Source organism: Dokdonella aquatica (assembly GCF_051987395.1).
Taxonomy (GTDB): domain Bacteria; phylum Pseudomonadota; class Gammaproteobacteria; order Xanthomonadales; family Rhodanobacteraceae; genus Dokdonella.
The window spans coordinates 3,610,394-3,628,430 of the sequence record NZ_CP197094.1 but is presented as its reverse complement, the minus strand read 5'-3'; the positions used below and the strand labels follow the sequence as shown (position 1 = coordinate 3,628,430).

Below are 18,037 nucleotides of genomic sequence, written 5' to 3'. Positions count from 1 at the left end.
TCCGCGCACCGCAGTCACCTTAGCGTGCTGCCCATCGCTTGTCATGCACGCATGCCTCACCCCCACGCAGGCGTGCGCAAACGGCGATGCCCCATGTCGAGGATCACGGCCTCGACATGCGTGCTTCAGCTCGGGGGGGCTCCTCACCCTCCGTGACGAAAGCCGGCCACGAATTCGCGAACGGCCGATGCCGCAGCCTTGCCCTCGCCGCGCACGACCCACAGGTCGCTGTCGTCGAGCCAGACCGCCGCAGCCGAGCTCCCGGCTTCGAGCACCTCTGCGTGTGTTCCGCCGATATCGATCGCAGGCGTCTGCTTCATGTCCTCGGCACCGTCGAGCAACGAGCGCAGCGCATCCAGCGGTGCCTGCGCCTCGCCCGGCCGCACCGAACGCTGCTGGACCTTGAGCGTTGTGCCGTCGGCCCCACGCAGTACCGCGACGTCGCTGCGCGGGTACATGATATCGAGCTCGGTGAAGTCGAATCCTTCCGGCGCACGGAAGCGCAGGCCGAGCGCATCGTTGCGGTAATCGCGTCCCGCCACGACGTACGGCGCCGCGTCGGCGGCGACCGTGGTCGTCGTGCCGTCGAGCGTGTAGGAAAGCACGCGCACGCGCTCGTTGCCGTAGAGGCTCGCGAGCGAGGCGAGGCCGCTCGACGTCCCGTGCTCGAGCGACGTGCGGATCACGCCGATGCGCGCCGGATCCGCGGGCCCGTCGCGCCATACCGCGGCGTCGAGCGCGATCCAGCGTCCGTCGACGAGCACCTCGCTCCAGGCGTGACCGCCCCACATGTTGGCTGCGTAGACATGTCCCATGACGACGCGCGACGGAATGTCGAGTGCACGTGCAAGCGTGGACAGCACGACCGCGTAGGCGAGACATGTTCCGCGGCGGTCGCGAACGGCTTCCGACGCCGACACCAGTGCGATGCCGGCGTCGAACGTCATCTGCGTGGCGACCCAGTCCTGCAGCACGCGCGCCTGGCGGTAGGTGTCGAGCCCCGGCTTGCGCAGGGAGCGCGCCAACGCGACGACCTCGGGATGATCGGACTGCAGGTAGGCGTTCGGAACCAGCCACTCCCTGCCCTCTCCGCCGTCCGCGTCCGTCGCGGAGGGCTTCGGTTCCGCTCCGCGCCGCATCTCGAGCACGGCGTGGCGGTCACTGCGCTCGACCACGCGCTGCTCGGGACCGTCGAACACGGGCATGGCCACGTCGTCGCGCTTGAGTTCGATGCGCACGCGCACGGCCTCGAGCGATCGTGGCTTCGGCAGGCGGACATTGGACTTCGCGACCGCATTCTCGTAGGTGCTCTCGGGCAGCTCGGCGCCTGCCGCGACGCGTTCGCGTACGCCCTCGTCGGCGCGCAGGTTGTCGACCGTGCCGAACGGGCTTTCCTGCTGCGTGCGCAGCGCGCGCCCGTCGCCGTCGAGCCACAGTTGCATCGGTACCGGCATCACGTCCGTGGTCTCGCGCACGACGACCGACTCGACACGGCGCCCGTCGACCTCGATCGTCTCGATGCCCGTGACGGTGCGCTCGACCGTCGCGAGCGACGCGTAATCGCCGGCATAGGTCAGGTAGCGCAGCCTGTCGCCCGGCTTGCGCAACGCGTCGCGACTGCGCTCGCGCAGGCCTTGCGGGCCCAGCAGGGGCCCGGCGAGCGGCGTGTCGGTCGTGTAGTCGCGCCCGCCGGCACGCGTACGCACGCGCAGCACGCCGTCGACGACCTTGCCTTCGCTGGTCGTCGTCTCGGCCGAGCTGCCGACTTCGGCGACGACCTCGTCGAGCAGGCCCTGCGCATCCTCGCGGTAGCGCGCCTGCGAGCGCACCTCGACACGCGAGCCCATGCGGTTGAGCACGAACTGCGACACCTGCTCCGTGCGTCGCACGCCGTCGACGATGTCGACCTTCTCGTGGAGGAAACCGGTCGGCACGCCGCCGAGGCGTGTCTCCATCCACCATGACCGCGCATCCGAGGCCTTCGCCACCGATGCCGCGAGCGCGATGCCGGTGATCGCGACAAGCACCGATGAACACATGGCCGCCGCTCTCCACACCCGGAACACGCCGTGCGTACGCCTTTCGTTCGAAACAACCCTCATGTCCATCCTCGTCATGCTCCCGCGATGCGGGGCTCGAGGACATGAGTCCGTCGTGGGCCTCGGAACCTTACGGCGTATCGTCGCCGGCGTCGCGCATCAACGACTCGAACACGCGTACGCGGCGACGCAGGCGCACGTGCATGAGAAGCATCACGACGAGATGCGCGGCCACCACGATCACGAGCACGCCGAGCATCGACAAGCGCGCACCGTCTCCGAAGGCCAGCGCGATCGCCAGCACGGCGAACGTGCTCGCCGCGAGAAGGACGTAGCCCACACGCAGCGCGCGCAAGCCGTGCCGGCTGCGCTGCAACGACAGCGCGACGTGCTCGTGCGCGCTCGCCCCTGCGCTGCCCCACAGGCCGCGCCGGTTCCACCACGCGAAGACGAGGGCCGGAACACCGAGGATCCAGATCGCCGCCATGCCCCACCACAACGCCGGCTCGTCGCGCCAGGCGGCGAAGACGAGGCTGACGAAGAGAAGTGCGGTCAGCATCGCGTACTCGGCGATCGCAAGCACCCGATGACGCCGGTTCTCGCGCACGGCCCGGACATGGATGTGCGCGGTATCACCGGGCGCCTGGTCATGCCATTGCGCCTGCCATTCGCGCAGCTCGTCGTCGCTCATCGGGCGTCTCCCTGGAGTCGTTCGCGCAGGGCCGCACGCGCACGGTTCGCGCGCACGGCCACGTTGTTCTCGGTGATGCCGAGGATCGACGCGATCTCGGCGTGGCTCAGCCCTTCGAGGACGAGCGTGATGACCTGGCGCAACGACAGCGGCAGCGAGCGTATCGCGGCGAGAAGGTGCTCGCGGCGGGCATGCTCGCCGTAGCGTGCATCGGGTCCCGGATCCGGATCGGGCACATCGGCGGCATCGACGATGTCGATCATCGCTGGCGATCGTCGCGCCATGCGGTCGATCGCCTGGTTCGTCGCGACCCGGTACACGAACGTGCCGAGCGCGCTGTCGCCACGGAACTTCGGCAAGGCCTGCATGAGCGCGACGACGATGTCCTGAACGAGGTCCTCGCGTCCGGCCGGCGTGCGCTCGTAGCTCCCGGCGATGCGCGCGAGCGCCCCGCCGTAGCGGCGCACGACCTCGTCGATCGCGGGCAAGGCGTCGGCTCGGGTGTCGGCGGTGGCGGCGGAATGGGCGATGACGGAATGCTGCGGACAAGGGATCGACATGTCCCATGGGACGGGAGCATGGCGCGAAACCTTACATCGCCATGCCATCCCCCTGGGGATACGGCGCCGACGTCAGCGCAGGTTCCGCAGGCCGTGCCGGAGATCGACCACGCCACACGGCGATCACCAGCCGCCTCGACTACTGTCCGTCGCGCACGAAGAAGTACGTCAGATGCACATGTTGCCCTTCGACCATGCCCATCGAGGTCTGCGCATCGTCGAAGTGCTCGCGCCACCATGGCTCGTTCATGAGGCCCTGCATGACCATCTGCCAGCGCATGCCGTGGTCGTCGGTGCCTGCGACCGAGACGGCGCGCAGCATGCAGATCGAGGTACGGCACACCGGTTGGTCGAAGCGCAGGTTGGCGAGCTCGGGCAGTCGTGCCTGCATCGACGCTTCGATCGTGCCGGTCGCGAACGGCGACCACGCGGGATCGGCCGGTTCGTCGCGCAGGCGGCGATGCAGCTCGCGCGCCGGCGACTGGAAACCCTGCTCCGTCTGCGCCATGAAACGGTCCAGGATCGCACGGTCCGCTTCGCTCAAGGGCTGCAGGTTCGGCATGGGCGCCGGCGCGGCATCACGCTCGCGCGACGCCACCGATCGACGCCGGGCGTACGTCGTGCGCTGCCTCGCGAGGCAACTCCACAGGTGCGGAAGCGACGGCCGTGGTGGCGTGTTCCCGACGATCCGGATCCGGGCCGACTGAACGCAACAGCCACCACGCGACGCCGAGCGCGAGCACGACCGATGCAAAGAGGATCCCGCGACGCGATGCACGCATGACCGATCTCCCTGGCGACATACGCGACCGGCTCGCCGATGCCATCGCGCCTGCATGTCCTTGCCCGCATGGCGATGCGGCGGCAAGACCGATCATGCAACGCGGCCGCGCTGCGGGGAAACCCCTGTGTTGACCTCATCGCAATCATGTAATATTTTTAGTTACATGAAACAGGACAGCAGGCTCTCGTCGGTCCTGCACGTGCTGCTCCACATGGCGCATCACGACGGACCGCTCACCTCCGAAACCCTCGCCGGCTTCCTCGGCACGCATCCCGTCCTCGTCAGGAAGGTCCTCGGGAGCCTGCGCGAACTCGGTTATGTCACCTCCGTGAAAGGTCATGGCGGTGGCTGGTCGCTCGCGTGCAGGCTCGAGGACGTCACGCTGCTCGATGTCCACAGGGCGGTCGGCACGCCCGAGGCCTTCGCTGTCGGACATCGCACCGAGCGTCCGCAATGCCTCGTCGAGCAGGCTGTCGACGAAGCGCTCGACGACGCCTTCCGCGCAGCCGAAGCGCTGCTCGCCACCCGCCTCGGCGAGGTCACGCTCGCGGATCTCGCCGCCTCCTTCAGCCGCCGCGCCGCGAATGCCGGCGCGCTCGCACGCAAGGCGACCCGTCATGGACACCGCTGATTCCACTCTTCCCTGCGACGCCATCGTCATCGGCGGCAGCTACGCAGGCCAGTCCGCCGCGATGCAGCTCGCGCGTGCCCGCCAGCGCGTGCTCGTGCTCGATGCCGGCATGCGCCGCAACCGTTTCGCGAAGGCGTCGCACGGCTTCCTCGGCCAGGACGGACGCGCTCCCGAGGCGATCGCCGCGGAAGGACGGTCCCAGGTCATGGCGTATCCGAACGTGCACTGGGTCCATGCCGTCGCGACGCAGGCTTCAGGCGAACGCGATCGCTTCGTCGTGATCGACGACACCGGTCATCGGTGGCAGGGACGCCGCATCGTGCTGGCAACCGGCGTCGTCGACGAACTGCCGACGATCGAAGGCCTCGCCGAGCGCTGGGGGCGCAGCGTGTTCCACTGCCCTTACTGCCACGGCTACGAACTCGATCGCGGCCGCATCGGCGTCGTCGCGACGAGCGAACTGTCGATGCACCATGCGCTCATGCTGCCCGACTGGGGCACCACGACACTGCTCGTCGACGCGGCCTTCGATCCCGACGAGGCGCAGCTCGCCTCGCTGGACGCGCGTGGCGTGACCGTCGAGACCACGCGTATCCGCTCGGTGAAGGACGTCGCGACCGTCGCGCTGCTGGACGGTCGCGGGCTCGTCTTCGACGGACTGTTCGTGGCCACGCGCACACGCGTGTCGAGCCCGCTCGCACAGCAGCTCGGCTGCGCGTTCGAAACGGGCTTCTCGGGCGAGTTCATCAGGACCGACGAGTTCAAGGCCACGACGGTGGCCGGCGTGTTCGCCTGCGGCGACGCGGCGCGCACCGCGCACAGCGTCGCGCTGGCGGTCGGCGACGGTGCCTGGGCCGGGGCGATGACGCATCGCTCGTTGCTGCCGATCTGATCGTCTTCGGCATGTTGCATCTCTGAAGCGTCGTGCAGGTGACCGGCGCGCAGGTCCCGTGCAGCGGCACGATCAGTTGAAGCCGTTGGCGAACAGCGTGTCCCAGGTCTGGTTCTCGAACGCGCCAGGGTCCATCGCAGCGTAGCGCGTGCGAAGCTGGGCGTGCACGTCGAGCACGGACGGCGCGTAGTAGGGGACCGCGGCACGGCCACGATCGAGGAACGGAGAGTCGTCGCGCAGTCGCCAGTCGAACGTCGCCGGATCGACGAAGCGCGGGTTGCCGGTCAGGATATTCGTGGCGACCAGCGGAAGGTTGCCGGACGTGTTCTCGACGAGGCTGGAATCGGCACTCGCCGTGCCGTTGCCGAGCCCCACCACGGACAGCCCCTCGAGGGTCAGGTCGTTGATCGCGTTGTCGTGGAACAGCGAGTTGACGACGCCGAGGTGGACGCCACCGCCGAGGCCCGCCACGATCCCGCACCCTCGCCCACCGTTCCCCGCGCAGCGACCGCCCACGAACGTGCTGTTCGCGATGACGGCGGCATGCGTGACGTTCTCGCCGGTTGCCAGGATCGTGATGTCGGCCTGCGCCGCCACTGTCGTAGAAGCCCGGTTGCGCTCGAACAGGCTGTTGACGATGCGCAGCGAACCCTTCTTCACGTAGAAGCTCGCACCACCGCCGTACTCGCCCTCGTTGTTCGACATGATCGTGTTCTCGACGACCAGCGCGGTGAAGCCGTCGTTGTACGTGCTCATCGAGAGCCCGCCGCCACGTCCGGACGTGGCCGGGTCGACGAAGCCGTTGGCGATCGTGAGGTTGTAGACCGTGAGCTGCGTTGCGGTCGTCTAGCCCTGCGGAGGGGCCTGGATGATGCGCAGCACGCTGCGCTGGCCGGCACCGTCGAGGATCGTGCGGCGCGCGTCCAGACGCATCTGCGCGCAGTCGTTGCCGTCGACCGTGTACCAGCCGCCCGAGATCGTCAGCCATCCCGCGTTCTGCGACGAGTAGGTGAACGTGTTGCTGAAGGTCGTGTAGATGCCCTCACGCACCTTGATCTCGTCGTCCTGCGGCGACGCGGCAGCTGCCGTCAGTGCCTGCTGGAACTCGTTGTGGTCACGCACGCACCAGGTCGCCGCGAAAGCCTTTGGCGCTGCCCACGCGACCGAGAACAACCCCGCCAGGATGGCGGCCACGACCTTGTCCATGTTTCGTCCTTCCTGATCCGGTCCGATCTTTACGCGCGAACGCGGAGGAAACCCGAACGACGGGAAGGCCTCTTAAGGATGCCGCCGAGCGCTCGTGCACGCGGTCGGACGCTCGCGCATGAACGCACGCCAACGCGAAGGCAGGATCGGGCATGCAGGCACACGAATCGTGGCCCGCCGACACTTTGATGCGCGGAGAGGCCGCTATCATCGCGCCGCCCTCTCCACAGGAACGCCCGATGCGTCGCAATGCCACCCTCATCCTGCTGGCCGCATGCTCGGCGAGCCCGCTCGCCCATGCGACGGTCAGCGATCCGAACTGGACCGAGACCGCGTTCTCGATCAACCGCAACTCGCCGACCGATACCTCGGGCAAGCAGCACACGGGCATGGCCTGGGCGACCGACGGCAGCGACCGCCTGTTCGTGCTCGAGAAGAACGGGCGCGTGCGCGTGCTGTCGGGCTCGCTGACCACGACGACGCCCGAGTGGACGACGTTCGCGACGATGTCGCCGATCGTCACGAGCAGCGAGTGCGGCCTGATCGGCATGGCCTTCGACCCGAACTTCACGAGCAACGGCTACGTCTACTTCTTCGTGACCGTCAGTGGCTCGGAACAGCAGATCATCCGCTACCGGGCCGACGGCAACGTCGGCGTCGAGCGCACCGTGATCATGGCCAACCTGCCGACCAACGGTGCCAACCACGACGGCGGCGGCATCGGTTTCGCGGCCGACGGCAAGCTGTACTGGGGCATCGGCGACCTCGGCAGTGCAACGGGCGTCGACGGGGACCTGACCTCGCTCGCAGCCAAGGTCGGCCGCGCCAACCGCGACGGCTCGCTGCCGCCCGACAATCCGTTTGCCGACGGCGCCGGTCCGAACAACGACTACATCTTCGCCCGAGGCGTGCGCAACCCGTTCACGATGCAGATCCAGCCGTCGACCGGGCAGATCTGGCTCAACGTCGTCGGTACCGGCTACGAACAGATCTTCGTGATCGGTCGTGGCGACCATGCCGGCTACAACGATTACGAGAACAACCAGCCGGCGGGCTTCTTGCCGCCGAAGATCAGCTACCGCACGAACGGCAGCGACACGCGCACGATCACCACCGCCGTGCGCAACGGCAATATCGCCACGTTCACGACGAGCGGCGCGCACGGCTTCCGCACGGGCGGCAACCTCTCGATCGCCAACGTCGGCAACAGCACGTTCAACGGTGCCAACCAGTACATCGCATCGGTACCGTCGGCGACGACGTTCACGGTACGCCAGACCGCCGCCGACGCCTCGAGCACGGGTGGACAGGCCGTCACGCTCAACCAGGGCGGCTGCCTGACCGGCGGCGCGTTCTACGACGCCACGCTGGCACCGGCCGAGTACCGTGGCAATTTCTTCTACGGTGACTGCAACTCGGGCCGCATCATGCGTGCGCGCATCGACACGGCGACCAACGAAGTGCAGGCGATCGACCACTGGGCGATCGGCGTGACGACCCAGGTCGACGTCGCCACGGGGCCCGACGGTGCGCTCTACTACACCGGCACCGGCACGAACACGATCTATCGCGCCGCCTACAACGCGACGAGCCAGGGCATCGTCGTCGCGAACCAGAACCTGCGCCTCGACGAAGGCGGCCAGGGCGCGACCGCGATCAGCCTCGCCGTCGCGCCGACGTCGAACGTGCAGGTGTCCGTGGCACGCACGGCCGGCGACAGCGACGTCAGCGTCGTCGCGGGAGCCACGCTCACGTTCACGCCGTCGAACTGGAACCGTCCGCAGGCCGTGCGCTTCGCGGCCGCGGTCGATGCCGACAGCAGCGACGACGTGGCGACGATCTCGGTGTCGTCCGCCGGCCTCGCGACCGTGCCGATCCGCATTACCGTGCTCGATCTCAACGTACCGGGCGACCTGATCTTCCGCAACGGCTTCGACTGAGACGTCGCGCAGCCCTCGTCGCGGCGGTGGCGAGCCTGCCGCCGTGACGGGCCAAACATGCCGGGCGTGCTGCCTTTGCCGCCGGGGTGATGCTTGGCGCAGGCCCCGCAGATGCCCTGGCCATTCCGCCGAGCAGGGTTCTCGCAGGAACATCGGCAGCGGATTATGATACGTACATACGTACGTCACTCATACCGCCATGCTCTGGCTCTGCCTGCACTGCCCCGACCTGCCGCTCGCCGCGGTCCGCCCGCATGACGCGGCGGACACGGCGGCGACGGTGCTCGTCGACGGATCGGCCAGACAGCCGCGCGTCGTCGCGGTCGATGCGGTGGCGGCGGCGCATGGCCTGCGCGCCGGCATGCCGCTCGCGGCGGCACGTGCACGCCTTCCCGCGCTGATCGCGCTGCGCCGCGACACGGTCGCCGAGAAGCGCCTGCTCGCCACGCTCGCCGACTGGGCCTACCGCTTCAGCGGCGAAGTCTGCCTCGCACCGCCCGATGCGCTGCTCGTCGAGGTCGGCGCGAGCCTGTCGCTGTTCGGCGGCTGGCCCGCACTCGAGCGACGCCTGGGCGTGGAACTCGCGACGCTCGGCGTGAACATGCGCTTCGTGCTCGCGCCGGTCGCGCGTGCCGCGCAGGTGCTCGCCGCGGCCGGTCGCGATCGCCTCGCCCTACCCGCGCCGGAACCCATGCTGCGTGAACTCGCAGGCCTGCCAATCGGCCGGTCGGGACTCGAGGCGACGACCGCACGTGCGCTCGCCGGCATGGGCCTGACCACGCTCGGTCCGGTGTTCGCGTTGCCGCGTGCCGAGCTCGCACGCCGCATCGGCAAGGAGGCCCTGCTCCATCTCGACCGCCTGCGCGGTGCCGCGCCGGAAACCCATGCGCGCCATCACCCGGCCGTGCGCTACGAGCGCCGCTTCGAGTTCGACCACCGCGTCGAATCGGTGCAGGCGCTCGCGTTCCCGCTGCAGCGCCTCGTGCGCGAGTTCGCGCGTTTCCTCTTCGCACGCGACGGTGGCGTGCAACGCTTCGAACTCGTGCTCGAACACGAGCGCGGTGCGCGTACGCGCGTACAGGTCGGCCTGCTCGTCGCGCAACGCGATCCGGATCGCCTGCTCGAGTTCGCGCGCGGCCGTCTCGAACGCCTCGACCTCGTCGCGCCGGTCGAGGCGCTCGTGCTGCGCGCCGACGACCTGCCAACGCTCGCGCCGCTGCACGTCGACCTGTTCGACGACACGCGCCGCGAAGCGCTCGACTGGCCGTCGCTCGCCGAGCGCCTGCGCGCGCGGCTCGGCGACGAGGCGCTGCAAGGCCTCGCCCTCGTCGCCGACCATCGCCCCGCCCTCGCGTGGACGACGCGCATGCCATCGACGACACCCGGGAAGCGGGACGGCATCGCGGCTCCGGGCGGCGCACGTCCGCTGTGGCTGCTCGCGCGCGAGATCCCGCTCGTGCCGGCGCCGCAGGCGATCCTCGCCGGGCCCGAGCGCATCGAAAGCGGCTGGTGGGACGGCGGCGACGAACGGCGCGACTACTACGTCGTGCGCACGCGCGACGGCCAGCGTGCATGGGCCTACGTCGCAGCCGGTGCGACGCAGGGCTGGATGCTGCACGGATGGTTCGCCTGAGCACGCTGCCGCATCCCGCGCGGCGTGGCGTCCGGCGCATCCGGGATGCCCACATGCCGCGCCTGCTGCCGCCCGGCGCGGTGCCGATGCCCCGCGTGCCGGCGCCGCCCGACGAACCCGCCTATGCCGAGCTGCACGCGCTCAGCAACTTCAGCTTCCAGCGTGGCGCCTCGGACGCCGACGAGCTGTTCGAACGCGCCGCGGTACTCGGCTACCGGGCGCTCGCGATCACCGACGAGTGCTCGATGGCGGGCATCGTGCGCGCGCTCGATGCGTCGGAAGAGCACCGTCTTCCGCTCGTCGTCGGCACCGAGATCCGGCTCGCCGACGGACCGAAGCTCGTGCTGCTCGCGACGAGCCACGACGGCTACAGCGACCTCTGCCGCCTCATCACACTGGCGCGCCGGCGCAGCGCCAAAGGCGAGTACCGGCTCGTGCGCGACGATCTCGCCCTGCTCGGCGACGGCGTACTCGTGCTGTGGCCGCCACGCGACGGACTCGACGATGCCGATGCGGAAGCCGCGTGGCTCGCGACGCGTTTCGCGACGCGCGCATGGATCGCGGTCGAGCTCCACCGCGACGGCGACGACGCGGCCCGACTCGCGCGCCTGCGCGCACTCGGCGAACACCACGCGCTGCCGCTCGTCGCGAGCGGCGACGTGCACATGCACGCACGCGGCCGGCGCGCGCTGCAGGACGTCATGACCGCGATCCGCCTCGGCTGCACGGTCGCCGAAGCCGGCCATGCGCTGTTCCCGAACGGCGAGCGCCATCTGCGCCGGCGTCGTGACCTCGCTGCGCTGTATCCGCAGGAGCTTCTGGACGAGAGCGTGCGGATTGCGGAGCGGTGCATCGCGTTCCGGCTCAGGGGAATCAACTACGTCTATCCGAGCGAACTCGTGCCGGAAGACCTGAGCGCCATCGATCATCTTCGTACGTTGACCTGCAAAGGTGCCGCAAAGCGGTGGCCTGGAGGCGTGCCCGAGAATGTCGCCGCACAGCTCGAGCACGAACTCGCGCTTATCAAGCTGAAGGAATACGAACACTTCTTCCTGACCGTTGCGGACATCGTGCAATGGGCGCGATCGCAGCCACATCCCATCCTGTGCCAAGGACGTGGGTCGTCGGCGAATTCAGCGGTCTGCTATGCGCTCGGCATCACGGCCGTCAATCCCGAGAACGGCAACACGCTGTTCGAACGCTTTCTCTCCAACGAGCGCAACGAACCACCCGACATCGACGTCGACTTCGAGCACGATCGTCGAGAGGAAGTGATCCAGTACGTGTTCGGCAAGTACGGCCGCGAGCGTGCCGCGATCGCCGCGACCGTGATCCGCTACCGCGGCAAGAGCGCCGCGCGCGACGTCGGCCGTGCCCTCGGTTTCGGCGAGGACGAACTCGGTCCGCTCAGCGAGGCCTACGCCTACGCGAACGGCGAGGCGCCGCTCGGCGAACTGCTCGCCGAGCGCGGCTTCGATCCCTCGTCGGAGGCGATCCGGCGCTTCGCCGTGCTCGTCGGCGAACTGCGTGGATTTCCGCGCCACCTGTCGCAGCACGTTGGCGGCTTCGTCATTTCCGAGCACGCGCTGCACACGCTCGTGCCGGTCGAGAACGCGGCGATGGCCGAACGCACGATCATCCAGTGGGACAAGGACGACCTCGAATCGATGAAGCTGCTCAAGGTCGACTGCCTCGCGCTCGGCATGCTGAGCTGCCTGCGCCGCTGCTTCGACCTGCTGCGTCGCCACGAGGCGCTGGAACTGGAGCTCTACAGGATCCCGGACGACGACAAGGCGACGTACGCCATGATCTGCCGCGCCGATACGATCGGCGTGTTCCAGATCGAGTCGCGCGCGCAGATGTCGATGCTGCCGCGCCTGCGTCCGCGCGAGTTCTACGACCTCGTCGTGCAGATCGCGATCGTGCGGCCCGGCCCGATCCAGGGCGGCATGGTGCATCCGTACCTGCGCCGCCGGCAGGGTGAAGATGCCGAATACCCGCAGTCGCGCGAAGAGCGCGAGCGTGGCGTCGTCAATCCCGAGGTGATGAAAGTGCTCGGGCGCACGCTCGGCGTGCCGATCTTCCAGGAGCAGGTCATGAAGCTGATCCAGGTCATCGCCGGTTTCACGCCGGGCCGCGCCGACGCGCTGCGCCGCGCGATGGCCGCATGGAAGCGCAAGGGCGGCCTCGAACCGTTCCGCGACGAGATCCGCGAAGGCATGCTCGCGAACGGCTACGACGAGGACTACTTCGAGCGCATCTTCCAGCAGATCCTCGGCTTCGGCGAATACGGCTTTCCCGAATCGCATTCGGCCAGCTTCGCGTACCTCGCCTACGCCTCGTCGTGGATCAAGTGCCACCATCCGGCGATCTTCACCTGCGCGTTGCTCAACTCGCTGCCGATGGGCTTCTACGCGCCTGCGCAGCTCGTGCGCGACGTGCAGCGCCACGGCGTGCGCGTGCTGCCGGTCGACGTCACGGCGAGCGAATGGGACTGCACGCTCGAGCGCGCCAGGTCGCGCGAGGGCGATCCGCAAGCCGATGGCGCGCTGATGCTGAGGCTCGGCTTCTCGCGCCTGACCGGCTGCGGCGAGCCGCTCGCGCGGCGCATCGTCGAAGCACGCGCCGATGCCCCGTTCCGCGACGTCGCCGACCTCGTGCGGCGCGCACGCCTGTCGGTACGCGAACGCGGCCTGCTCGCCGATGCCGATGCGCTGCGCGGTTTCGGCACGCACCGCCATCAGGCGCGCTGGGCCGTCGGCGGCGCGGAACCACCTCCGCCCGTGCTCGACGGCGCCGCCGTGCACGAGGACGCGGTCGACCTCGTCGCACCGACGCTGCGCGACGACGTGCACGCCGACTGGGCCGCGCAGGGCTTCTCGCTGCGCCGCCATCCGCTCGCGTTCGTGCGCGAGGCATTGGCGCGGCAGCGCATGCTGCGTGCACGCGAGATCCAGACCACCCCGCACGGGCGCCACGTGCGCTGCGCGGGCCTCGTCACGGTGCGGCAGCGCCCCGGCACCGCGAAAGGCGTGACCTTCGTGACGCTCGAAGACGAGACCGGCGTCGTCAACGTGATCGTCTGGCAGGATGTCGCGCGCGAGCAGCGTCGCGTGCTGCTCGACAGCGTCGTGCTCGGCGTGGAAGGCGTCATGCAGGCGAGTCAGGGCGTGCGCCACGTCGTCGCGCATCGCCTGCTCGACCTCGGCGCGCTGCTGCCCGGCGTCGGATCGGCTTCGCGCGATTTCCATTGAGGATGCACGCCCGCACACGCCGCGTGCTCCACGAGCTTTCCACGAACCCGCCCGCGATCCGCCACAAACGCGCGCCGCCGCGCCATCTGCGCACGCGATCCTGATCTCCGTCGGCCGCAACGGCGGCCGCATCACCCAACGGAGAGGATTCCATGAAGACGTCGTGCCTGCTGTCCCTGCTCATGCTCGCGAGCCTCGAAGCGCATGCCGCCGGCCAGCGCAAGCCGTGCGAGGACCTGCAACGCGAGATCGCCGCGAAGATCGACGCACGAGGCGTCGCCGCCTACACGCTCGAGGTCGTGACGCCCGACGCGGTCGGCGAGGCACGCGTGGTCGGCAGCTGCGACGGTGGCACGCGCCGCATCACATATGTGCGCCAGGCTGTCGAGGCGCCGCGCGCGCTCGCCGCGGTGCAGGCCACGCGCGACTGACGCGACGACGCTCGACCAAGACCGGGGTCAGAGTCATTTCCCCCTTGGCGCCTCTCCGCATCGCCGCGAACCGCCAGGGAAAATGACTCTGACCCCATGCCTTGGACGCCATGGCCATCACCGATCCGCATCGCCAAGGAAGGCCCGACACCGCCCGGACGGCGGTCCACGCCCGCGCTCAGTTGAGCGCGGAGCGTCCTCGGCGCGTCATGCGGCGCGCCTCTTCCCAGGCCCCGTCGTCGACGACCTCGCGGGCATCGCACATCGCGATCGCCGCGTCGGCGACCTTGGCCGTGTCGAGATAGACGTAACCGGCGATGCCGACCGAGCCGAGGATAGGGAACCAGCGCGTGACGATGCGGCTCGCGCCGCGCTGGGCGATGCGCAGCGCGATCTTGTTGGCGATCGCGTACAGCACCGACAGCGGTGCGCGACGTACCAGGTAGCGTTCACCGGCGCGGATCACGATGTCGCGGAACGCGCCCGCGGCCGTGTGGCCGAACAGGCAGTACAGTATGTGTTCGCGCGTCAGCAGGTCCGTGCGGCCGTAGGCACCGGCGATGTCGGCGACCATCTGGCGCTGCATGCGCCACACCGAGACGAGCTCGGGTCCGATCGTGAGCCAGCCGAGCGCGCCGGGCGGCAGCGACAGCGCACCGGCCAGCGAGGCGGTCGCGATCGAGGCGCGCGAGGCGATGATGCGCGACCGCGAAGCCGGATCCTCGTGCACCGCCTCACGGCTCGGCGGCACGCTCCCGACGAGCTCCAGGATCTGTTCGGTGTACGGGGTCTGCTCGGGCGGGACGCGCGAAGCGAAGCGCGTGCTGGTCGACAGGGTCGGCATGGTCGGATCCTCGAACGGCGATGACCGGGCCGTTGTCGCCGATGCCGCGCGAACCCGCCGTGAACACGGCCGATCCGGGCGCGTGCCGGTTCAGGCCGCCTTGCGGCCGAGGCACTCGGCGAGCGCGCCGACCACGCGATCGACGTTGCCCGGCGTGCTGCCTGCGCCCATGAGGCCGATGCGCCAGATCTTGCCGGCGAGTTCGCCGAGACCGGCGCCGATCTCGATCGAGAAATCGCTGAGCAGGCGACGGCGCACGCCGGCCTCGTCGACGCCGTCGGGCACCTTGACCGCGTTGAGCTGCGGCAGGCGCGCGGCTTCCGCGACGAGCAGGTCCAGGCCGATCGCGGCGAGGCCGTCGCGCAGGCGCAGGTGGTTGTCGCGATGGCGCGCGAACGCAGCCTCGAGGCCTTCTTCCTGCAGGCCCAGCAGGGCTTCGTGCAGCGCGTAGAGCATGTTGATCGGCGCGGTGTGGTGATACGCACGCGCACCGCTGCCCTGCCAGTAGCCCATGACGAGGCCGAGATCGAGGAACCAGCTCTGCACGGGCGTCTTGCGCGAGGTGATGACCTCGACCGCGCGCGCGCTGAACGTCACCGGCGACAGGCCCGGCGGTGCCGACAGGCATTTCTGCGAGCCCGAGTAGATCGCGTCGGCGCCCCAGGCGTCGGCCAGCACCGGGATGCCGCCGAGGCTCGTGACGGCGTCGACGATCGCGAGCGCGCCGTGCTCGCGCGCGAGCCGGCACAGCGCCGCCGCGTCGGACTGCACGCCGGTCGAGGTTTCCGCGTGCACGAACGCGAGCGCCTTCGCGCCCGGGTTCGCGCGCAGCGCGGCCTCGACCTTGTCGAGGTCGATCGCGGTGCCGAAGGCGTCCTCGACCATGACGGCGGTCGCGCCGGCACGCACGACGTTCTCGCGCATGCGCGCACCGAACACGCCGTTGCGGCAGACCACGACCGTGTCGCCGGGTTCGATCAGGTTGACGAATGCGGTCTCCATGCCGGCCGAACCGGGCGCGGACACGGGCAGCGTGAGCGCGTTGCCAGTCTGGAACGCGAAACGCAGCAGTTCCTTGAGCTCGTCCATCATGCCCACGAAGCGCGGATCGAGATGGCCGATGGTCGGGCGCGCGAGTGCATCGAGGATGCGGCGCGGCACCGGCGACGGGCCGGGGCCGAGGAGGAGCACGTCGGGCGGATCGAAACGGGGCATCGCGGGCACCTTCGCCGGGGGACGGATCGGGCCAGTCTACGTCAGCCGCGGCGGGCCCCGGCGAGCGTCTCGAGGAATGCGTCAGCAAGCCGCAGCTGGCCGAAGAATCCATGCTGGGTGCCGCTGAGCACGCGCAGCATCTGGGTCCGGCCCGGCGGCAGGCGGCCCATCGGCAGGAACGCGAGGTCACGCAGGCGCGCGGCCAGACCGCGATCCGACTGGAACAGCGGCGTCAGCCAGCGGCTCCAGCGGTGGTAGATCGCGACATGGCGGCGCCGCACGTCGGCGTAGGCCGCGAGCGCTGCACCGACATCGTCCTGCGCGCGCAACGCGTCGCGCAGCGCGAGCGCGTCGAGCAAGGCCATGTTGACGCCCTGCCCGAGCTGCGGACTCATCGCGTGTGCGGCATCGCCGGCGAGCACGACGCGCCCGTGGTGCCAGCGCGCCGGCAGGCTGTCGCGGTAGGCCGCGCGCGCGAGCTGCACGGGTTCGACGAGATCGGCCACGTAGGGCACCAGCTCGGGCCACAGGGCGCCGACCTCGTCACGCCAGGCCGCCATCGCCTCGCGCGTGCCGGCCACGGTCGAAGCGGACGGGAGGCTCCAGAAGAAGCTCACCTTCGGCGTCGCGTCACCGGGGCGCGTGCCGACCGGCAGCATGCCGATCATGCGGTTGGCGAGCCGGTAGCGCTGGCGCAACTCGTTCGGGAACGACCAGTCAGCCTCGGGCACGAGGCACCACAAGGCCCCCCACGGATACGGACGGTCGAGCCGCGGCGGGCCGAGCCGCGCGCGCAGGCAGGACTGCGCGCCATCGGCCGCAACGACGAGGTCGAACGGCCCGTGGCGCCGGCCGCCCGCGTCGCGCAGCCAGCGGTCGTCGTCCTCGATCGCGGTGATGCGGCACCCCGCATGCAGCGTGTCGGGCATGCCGTTCGCACCGGCGAGGATCGCGAACAGGGCGCCACGCTGCATCGCGAGCCCGTACAGGCGCGTATCGAGATCGGCGTAGCGCATGTCCATGACGCGCCGACCGCAGGGATTGTCGCCGTGCAGGCGATCGATGCGCCGCCCGTGCGCGAGCGCCGCATCGAGCAGGCCCATCTCCCAGAGCACCGACAGTCCGGTCGGCTGCACGAGCACACCGGCGCCGACCGGCCCAGGACGTTCGGCCTGCTCGAACACCTCGACGCGATGACCGTCGCGCGCGAGCAGCAACGCGAGGGCCTGGCCGGCCGTGCCGTAGCCGACGATGGCGATGTGGAGCGGCGTGGCGGCCAAGGGCGTTCCGCAGGCAGCGAGGCGGTGGAGTCGACCACAGCCATCGCCGCACGGCAATCACCATGGTCACCACGGATTAATCGCGGTGGTGCGAGGGTCGCCCGATCGACGACGACGAGGAGCCACGATGAAGACCGAAACGACACCGAGCGACGACCTCAACACGCTCGGCGAACTCATCGACGGCATCGAGATCGCGATGCTGACGACTCGCGCAGCCGACGGCAGCCTCGTCAGCCGTCCACTGCAGACGCTGCAGTTCGACCGCAAGGGTGACCTGCACTTCTTCACGGCCGCAGACAGCGCGAAGATCGAGCAGTTGCTGCGCGACCCCGAGGTCAACCTCGCCTACGCGCATCCGGGCACGCAGCGCTACGTGTCGGTGCGCGGCACCGCTTTCGTGACGCGCGATCGCGCGCGCATCGACGCGCTGTGGTCGTTCGCCCAGAAACCCTTTTTCCCGGACGGCAAGGACGATCCGAACCTCGTCGTGCTCAGCGTGCGGGTACGCGATGCCGACTACTGGGAGGCACCGAGCAACTTCGTGAGTCGCGCGCTCGATTTCACGCGCGCGATCGTCAGCGACGAACCGGCCGATCTCGGCACGCATGGGCGCGTGGCCGGCCTGCCCTGAAAC

At 69.6% G+C, this 18,037-nt stretch carries 16 protein-coding genes; 7 read left to right on the top strand and 9 right to left on the bottom strand.

Going from position 1 to position 18,037, the window contains the following annotated elements:
• Positions 1-143 precede the first annotated feature (143 nt).
• From ACQQ2N_RS16110 to ACQQ2N_RS16095, 4 genes are all read right to left on the bottom strand, one after another.
• Positions 144-2,039, bottom strand: coding sequence for a transglutaminase-like domain-containing protein (locus ACQQ2N_RS16110; protein WP_440222591.1), 1,896 nt, complete (start codon positions 2,037-2,039; stop codon positions 144-146).
• 130 nt (positions 2,040-2,169) lie between these two features.
• The gene (locus ACQQ2N_RS16105; RefSeq protein WP_440222590.1) at positions 2,170-2,730 is read right to left on the bottom strand and encodes a hypothetical protein; all 561 of its coding nucleotides are present in this window, start codon (positions 2,728-2,730) and stop codon (positions 2,170-2,172) included.
• Complete coding sequence (locus ACQQ2N_RS16100) at positions 2,727-3,218, bottom strand: RNA polymerase sigma factor (protein WP_440222589.1); 492 nt, start codon at positions 3,216-3,218, stop codon at positions 2,727-2,729. Before ACQQ2N_RS16100 ends, ACQQ2N_RS16105 begins: the two co-directional genes overlap by 4 nt.
• A 211-nt stretch (positions 3,219-3,429) precedes the next feature.
• The gene (locus tag ACQQ2N_RS16095) at positions 3,430-3,798 is read right to left on the bottom strand and encodes a hypothetical protein (protein WP_440222588.1); all 369 of its coding nucleotides are present in this window, start codon (positions 3,796-3,798) and stop codon (positions 3,430-3,432) included.
• 439 nt (positions 3,799-4,237) lie between these two features.
• On the opposite strand from ACQQ2N_RS16095, the gene ACQQ2N_RS16090 reads away from it, so the two are divergent.
• Both ACQQ2N_RS16090 and ACQQ2N_RS16085 read left to right on the top strand, forming a co-directional pair.
• Positions 4,238-4,705, top strand: coding sequence for an Rrf2 family transcriptional regulator (locus tag ACQQ2N_RS16090; protein WP_440225786.1), 468 nt, complete (start codon positions 4,238-4,240; stop codon positions 4,703-4,705).
• Complete coding sequence (locus ACQQ2N_RS16085; RefSeq protein WP_440222587.1) at positions 4,692-5,597, top strand: NAD(P)/FAD-dependent oxidoreductase; 906 nt, start codon at positions 4,692-4,694, stop codon at positions 5,595-5,597. Before ACQQ2N_RS16090 ends, ACQQ2N_RS16085 begins: the two co-directional genes overlap by 14 nt.
• Positions 5,598-5,669: 72 nt before the next feature.
• Here ACQQ2N_RS16085 and ACQQ2N_RS16080 read toward each other — a convergent pair whose 3' ends face one another.
• Entirely contained in the window at positions 5,670-6,353 is a 684-nt protein-coding gene (locus ACQQ2N_RS16080) for a hypothetical protein (RefSeq protein ID WP_440222586.1), read from the bottom strand.
• Between the two features lie 90 nt (positions 6,354-6,443).
• The gene (locus ACQQ2N_RS16075) at positions 6,444-6,803 is read right to left on the bottom strand and encodes a hypothetical protein (protein ID WP_440222585.1); all 360 of its coding nucleotides are present in this window, start codon (positions 6,801-6,803) and stop codon (positions 6,444-6,446) included.
• A 239-nt stretch (positions 6,804-7,042) separates the two neighbouring features.
• Here ACQQ2N_RS16075 and ACQQ2N_RS16070 point away from each other — a divergent pair, with 239 nt between their 5' ends.
• The 4 genes from ACQQ2N_RS16070 to ACQQ2N_RS16055 all read left to right on the top strand — a co-directional run bounded on the left by ACQQ2N_RS16070 (position 7,043) and on the right by ACQQ2N_RS16055 (position 14,061).
• A complete protein-coding gene (locus ACQQ2N_RS16070) occupies positions 7,043-8,743 on the top strand; it encodes a PQQ-dependent sugar dehydrogenase (RefSeq protein ID WP_440222584.1) in 1,701 nt (566 codons plus the stop codon).
• Positions 8,744-8,942: 199 nt separating this feature from the next.
• Complete coding sequence (locus ACQQ2N_RS16065; RefSeq protein WP_440222583.1) at positions 8,943-10,376, top strand: Y-family DNA polymerase; 1,434 nt, start codon at positions 8,943-8,945, stop codon at positions 10,374-10,376.
• Between the two features lie 86 nt (positions 10,377-10,462).
• Positions 10,463-13,630, top strand: coding sequence for an error-prone DNA polymerase (locus tag ACQQ2N_RS16060; protein ID WP_440225785.1), 3,168 nt, complete (start codon positions 10,463-10,465; stop codon positions 13,628-13,630).
• Positions 13,631-13,782: 152 nt separating this feature from the next.
• Positions 13,783-14,061, top strand: coding sequence for a DUF1161 domain-containing protein (locus ACQQ2N_RS16055; RefSeq protein ID WP_440222582.1), 279 nt, complete (start codon positions 13,783-13,785; stop codon positions 14,059-14,061).
• 178 nt (positions 14,062-14,239) lie between these two features.
• On the opposite strand, the gene ACQQ2N_RS16050 is transcribed toward ACQQ2N_RS16055, so the two are convergent.
• The 3 genes from ACQQ2N_RS16050 to ACQQ2N_RS16040 form a co-directional block, all read right to left on the bottom strand.
• Entirely contained in the window at positions 14,240-14,905 is a 666-nt protein-coding gene (locus ACQQ2N_RS16050) for a hypothetical protein (RefSeq protein WP_440222581.1), read from the bottom strand.
• 90 nt (positions 14,906-14,995) lie between these two features.
• A complete protein-coding gene (locus ACQQ2N_RS16045) occupies positions 14,996-16,120 on the bottom strand; it encodes a pyridoxal-phosphate-dependent aminotransferase family protein (protein ID WP_440222580.1) in 1,125 nt (374 codons plus the stop codon).
• A 41-nt stretch (positions 16,121-16,161) separates the two neighbouring features.
• The gene (locus ACQQ2N_RS16040; RefSeq protein ID WP_440222579.1) at positions 16,162-17,400 is read right to left on the bottom strand and encodes an FAD-dependent oxidoreductase; all 1,239 of its coding nucleotides are present in this window, start codon (positions 17,398-17,400) and stop codon (positions 16,162-16,164) included.
• A 127-nt stretch (positions 17,401-17,527) separates the two neighbouring features.
• Here ACQQ2N_RS16040 and ACQQ2N_RS16035 point away from each other — a divergent pair, with 127 nt between their 5' ends.
• Complete coding sequence (locus ACQQ2N_RS16035) at positions 17,528-18,034, top strand: pyridoxamine 5'-phosphate oxidase family protein (protein WP_440222578.1); 507 nt, start codon at positions 17,528-17,530, stop codon at positions 18,032-18,034.
• The last annotated feature ends 3 nt before the right edge of the window (positions 18,035-18,037 follow it).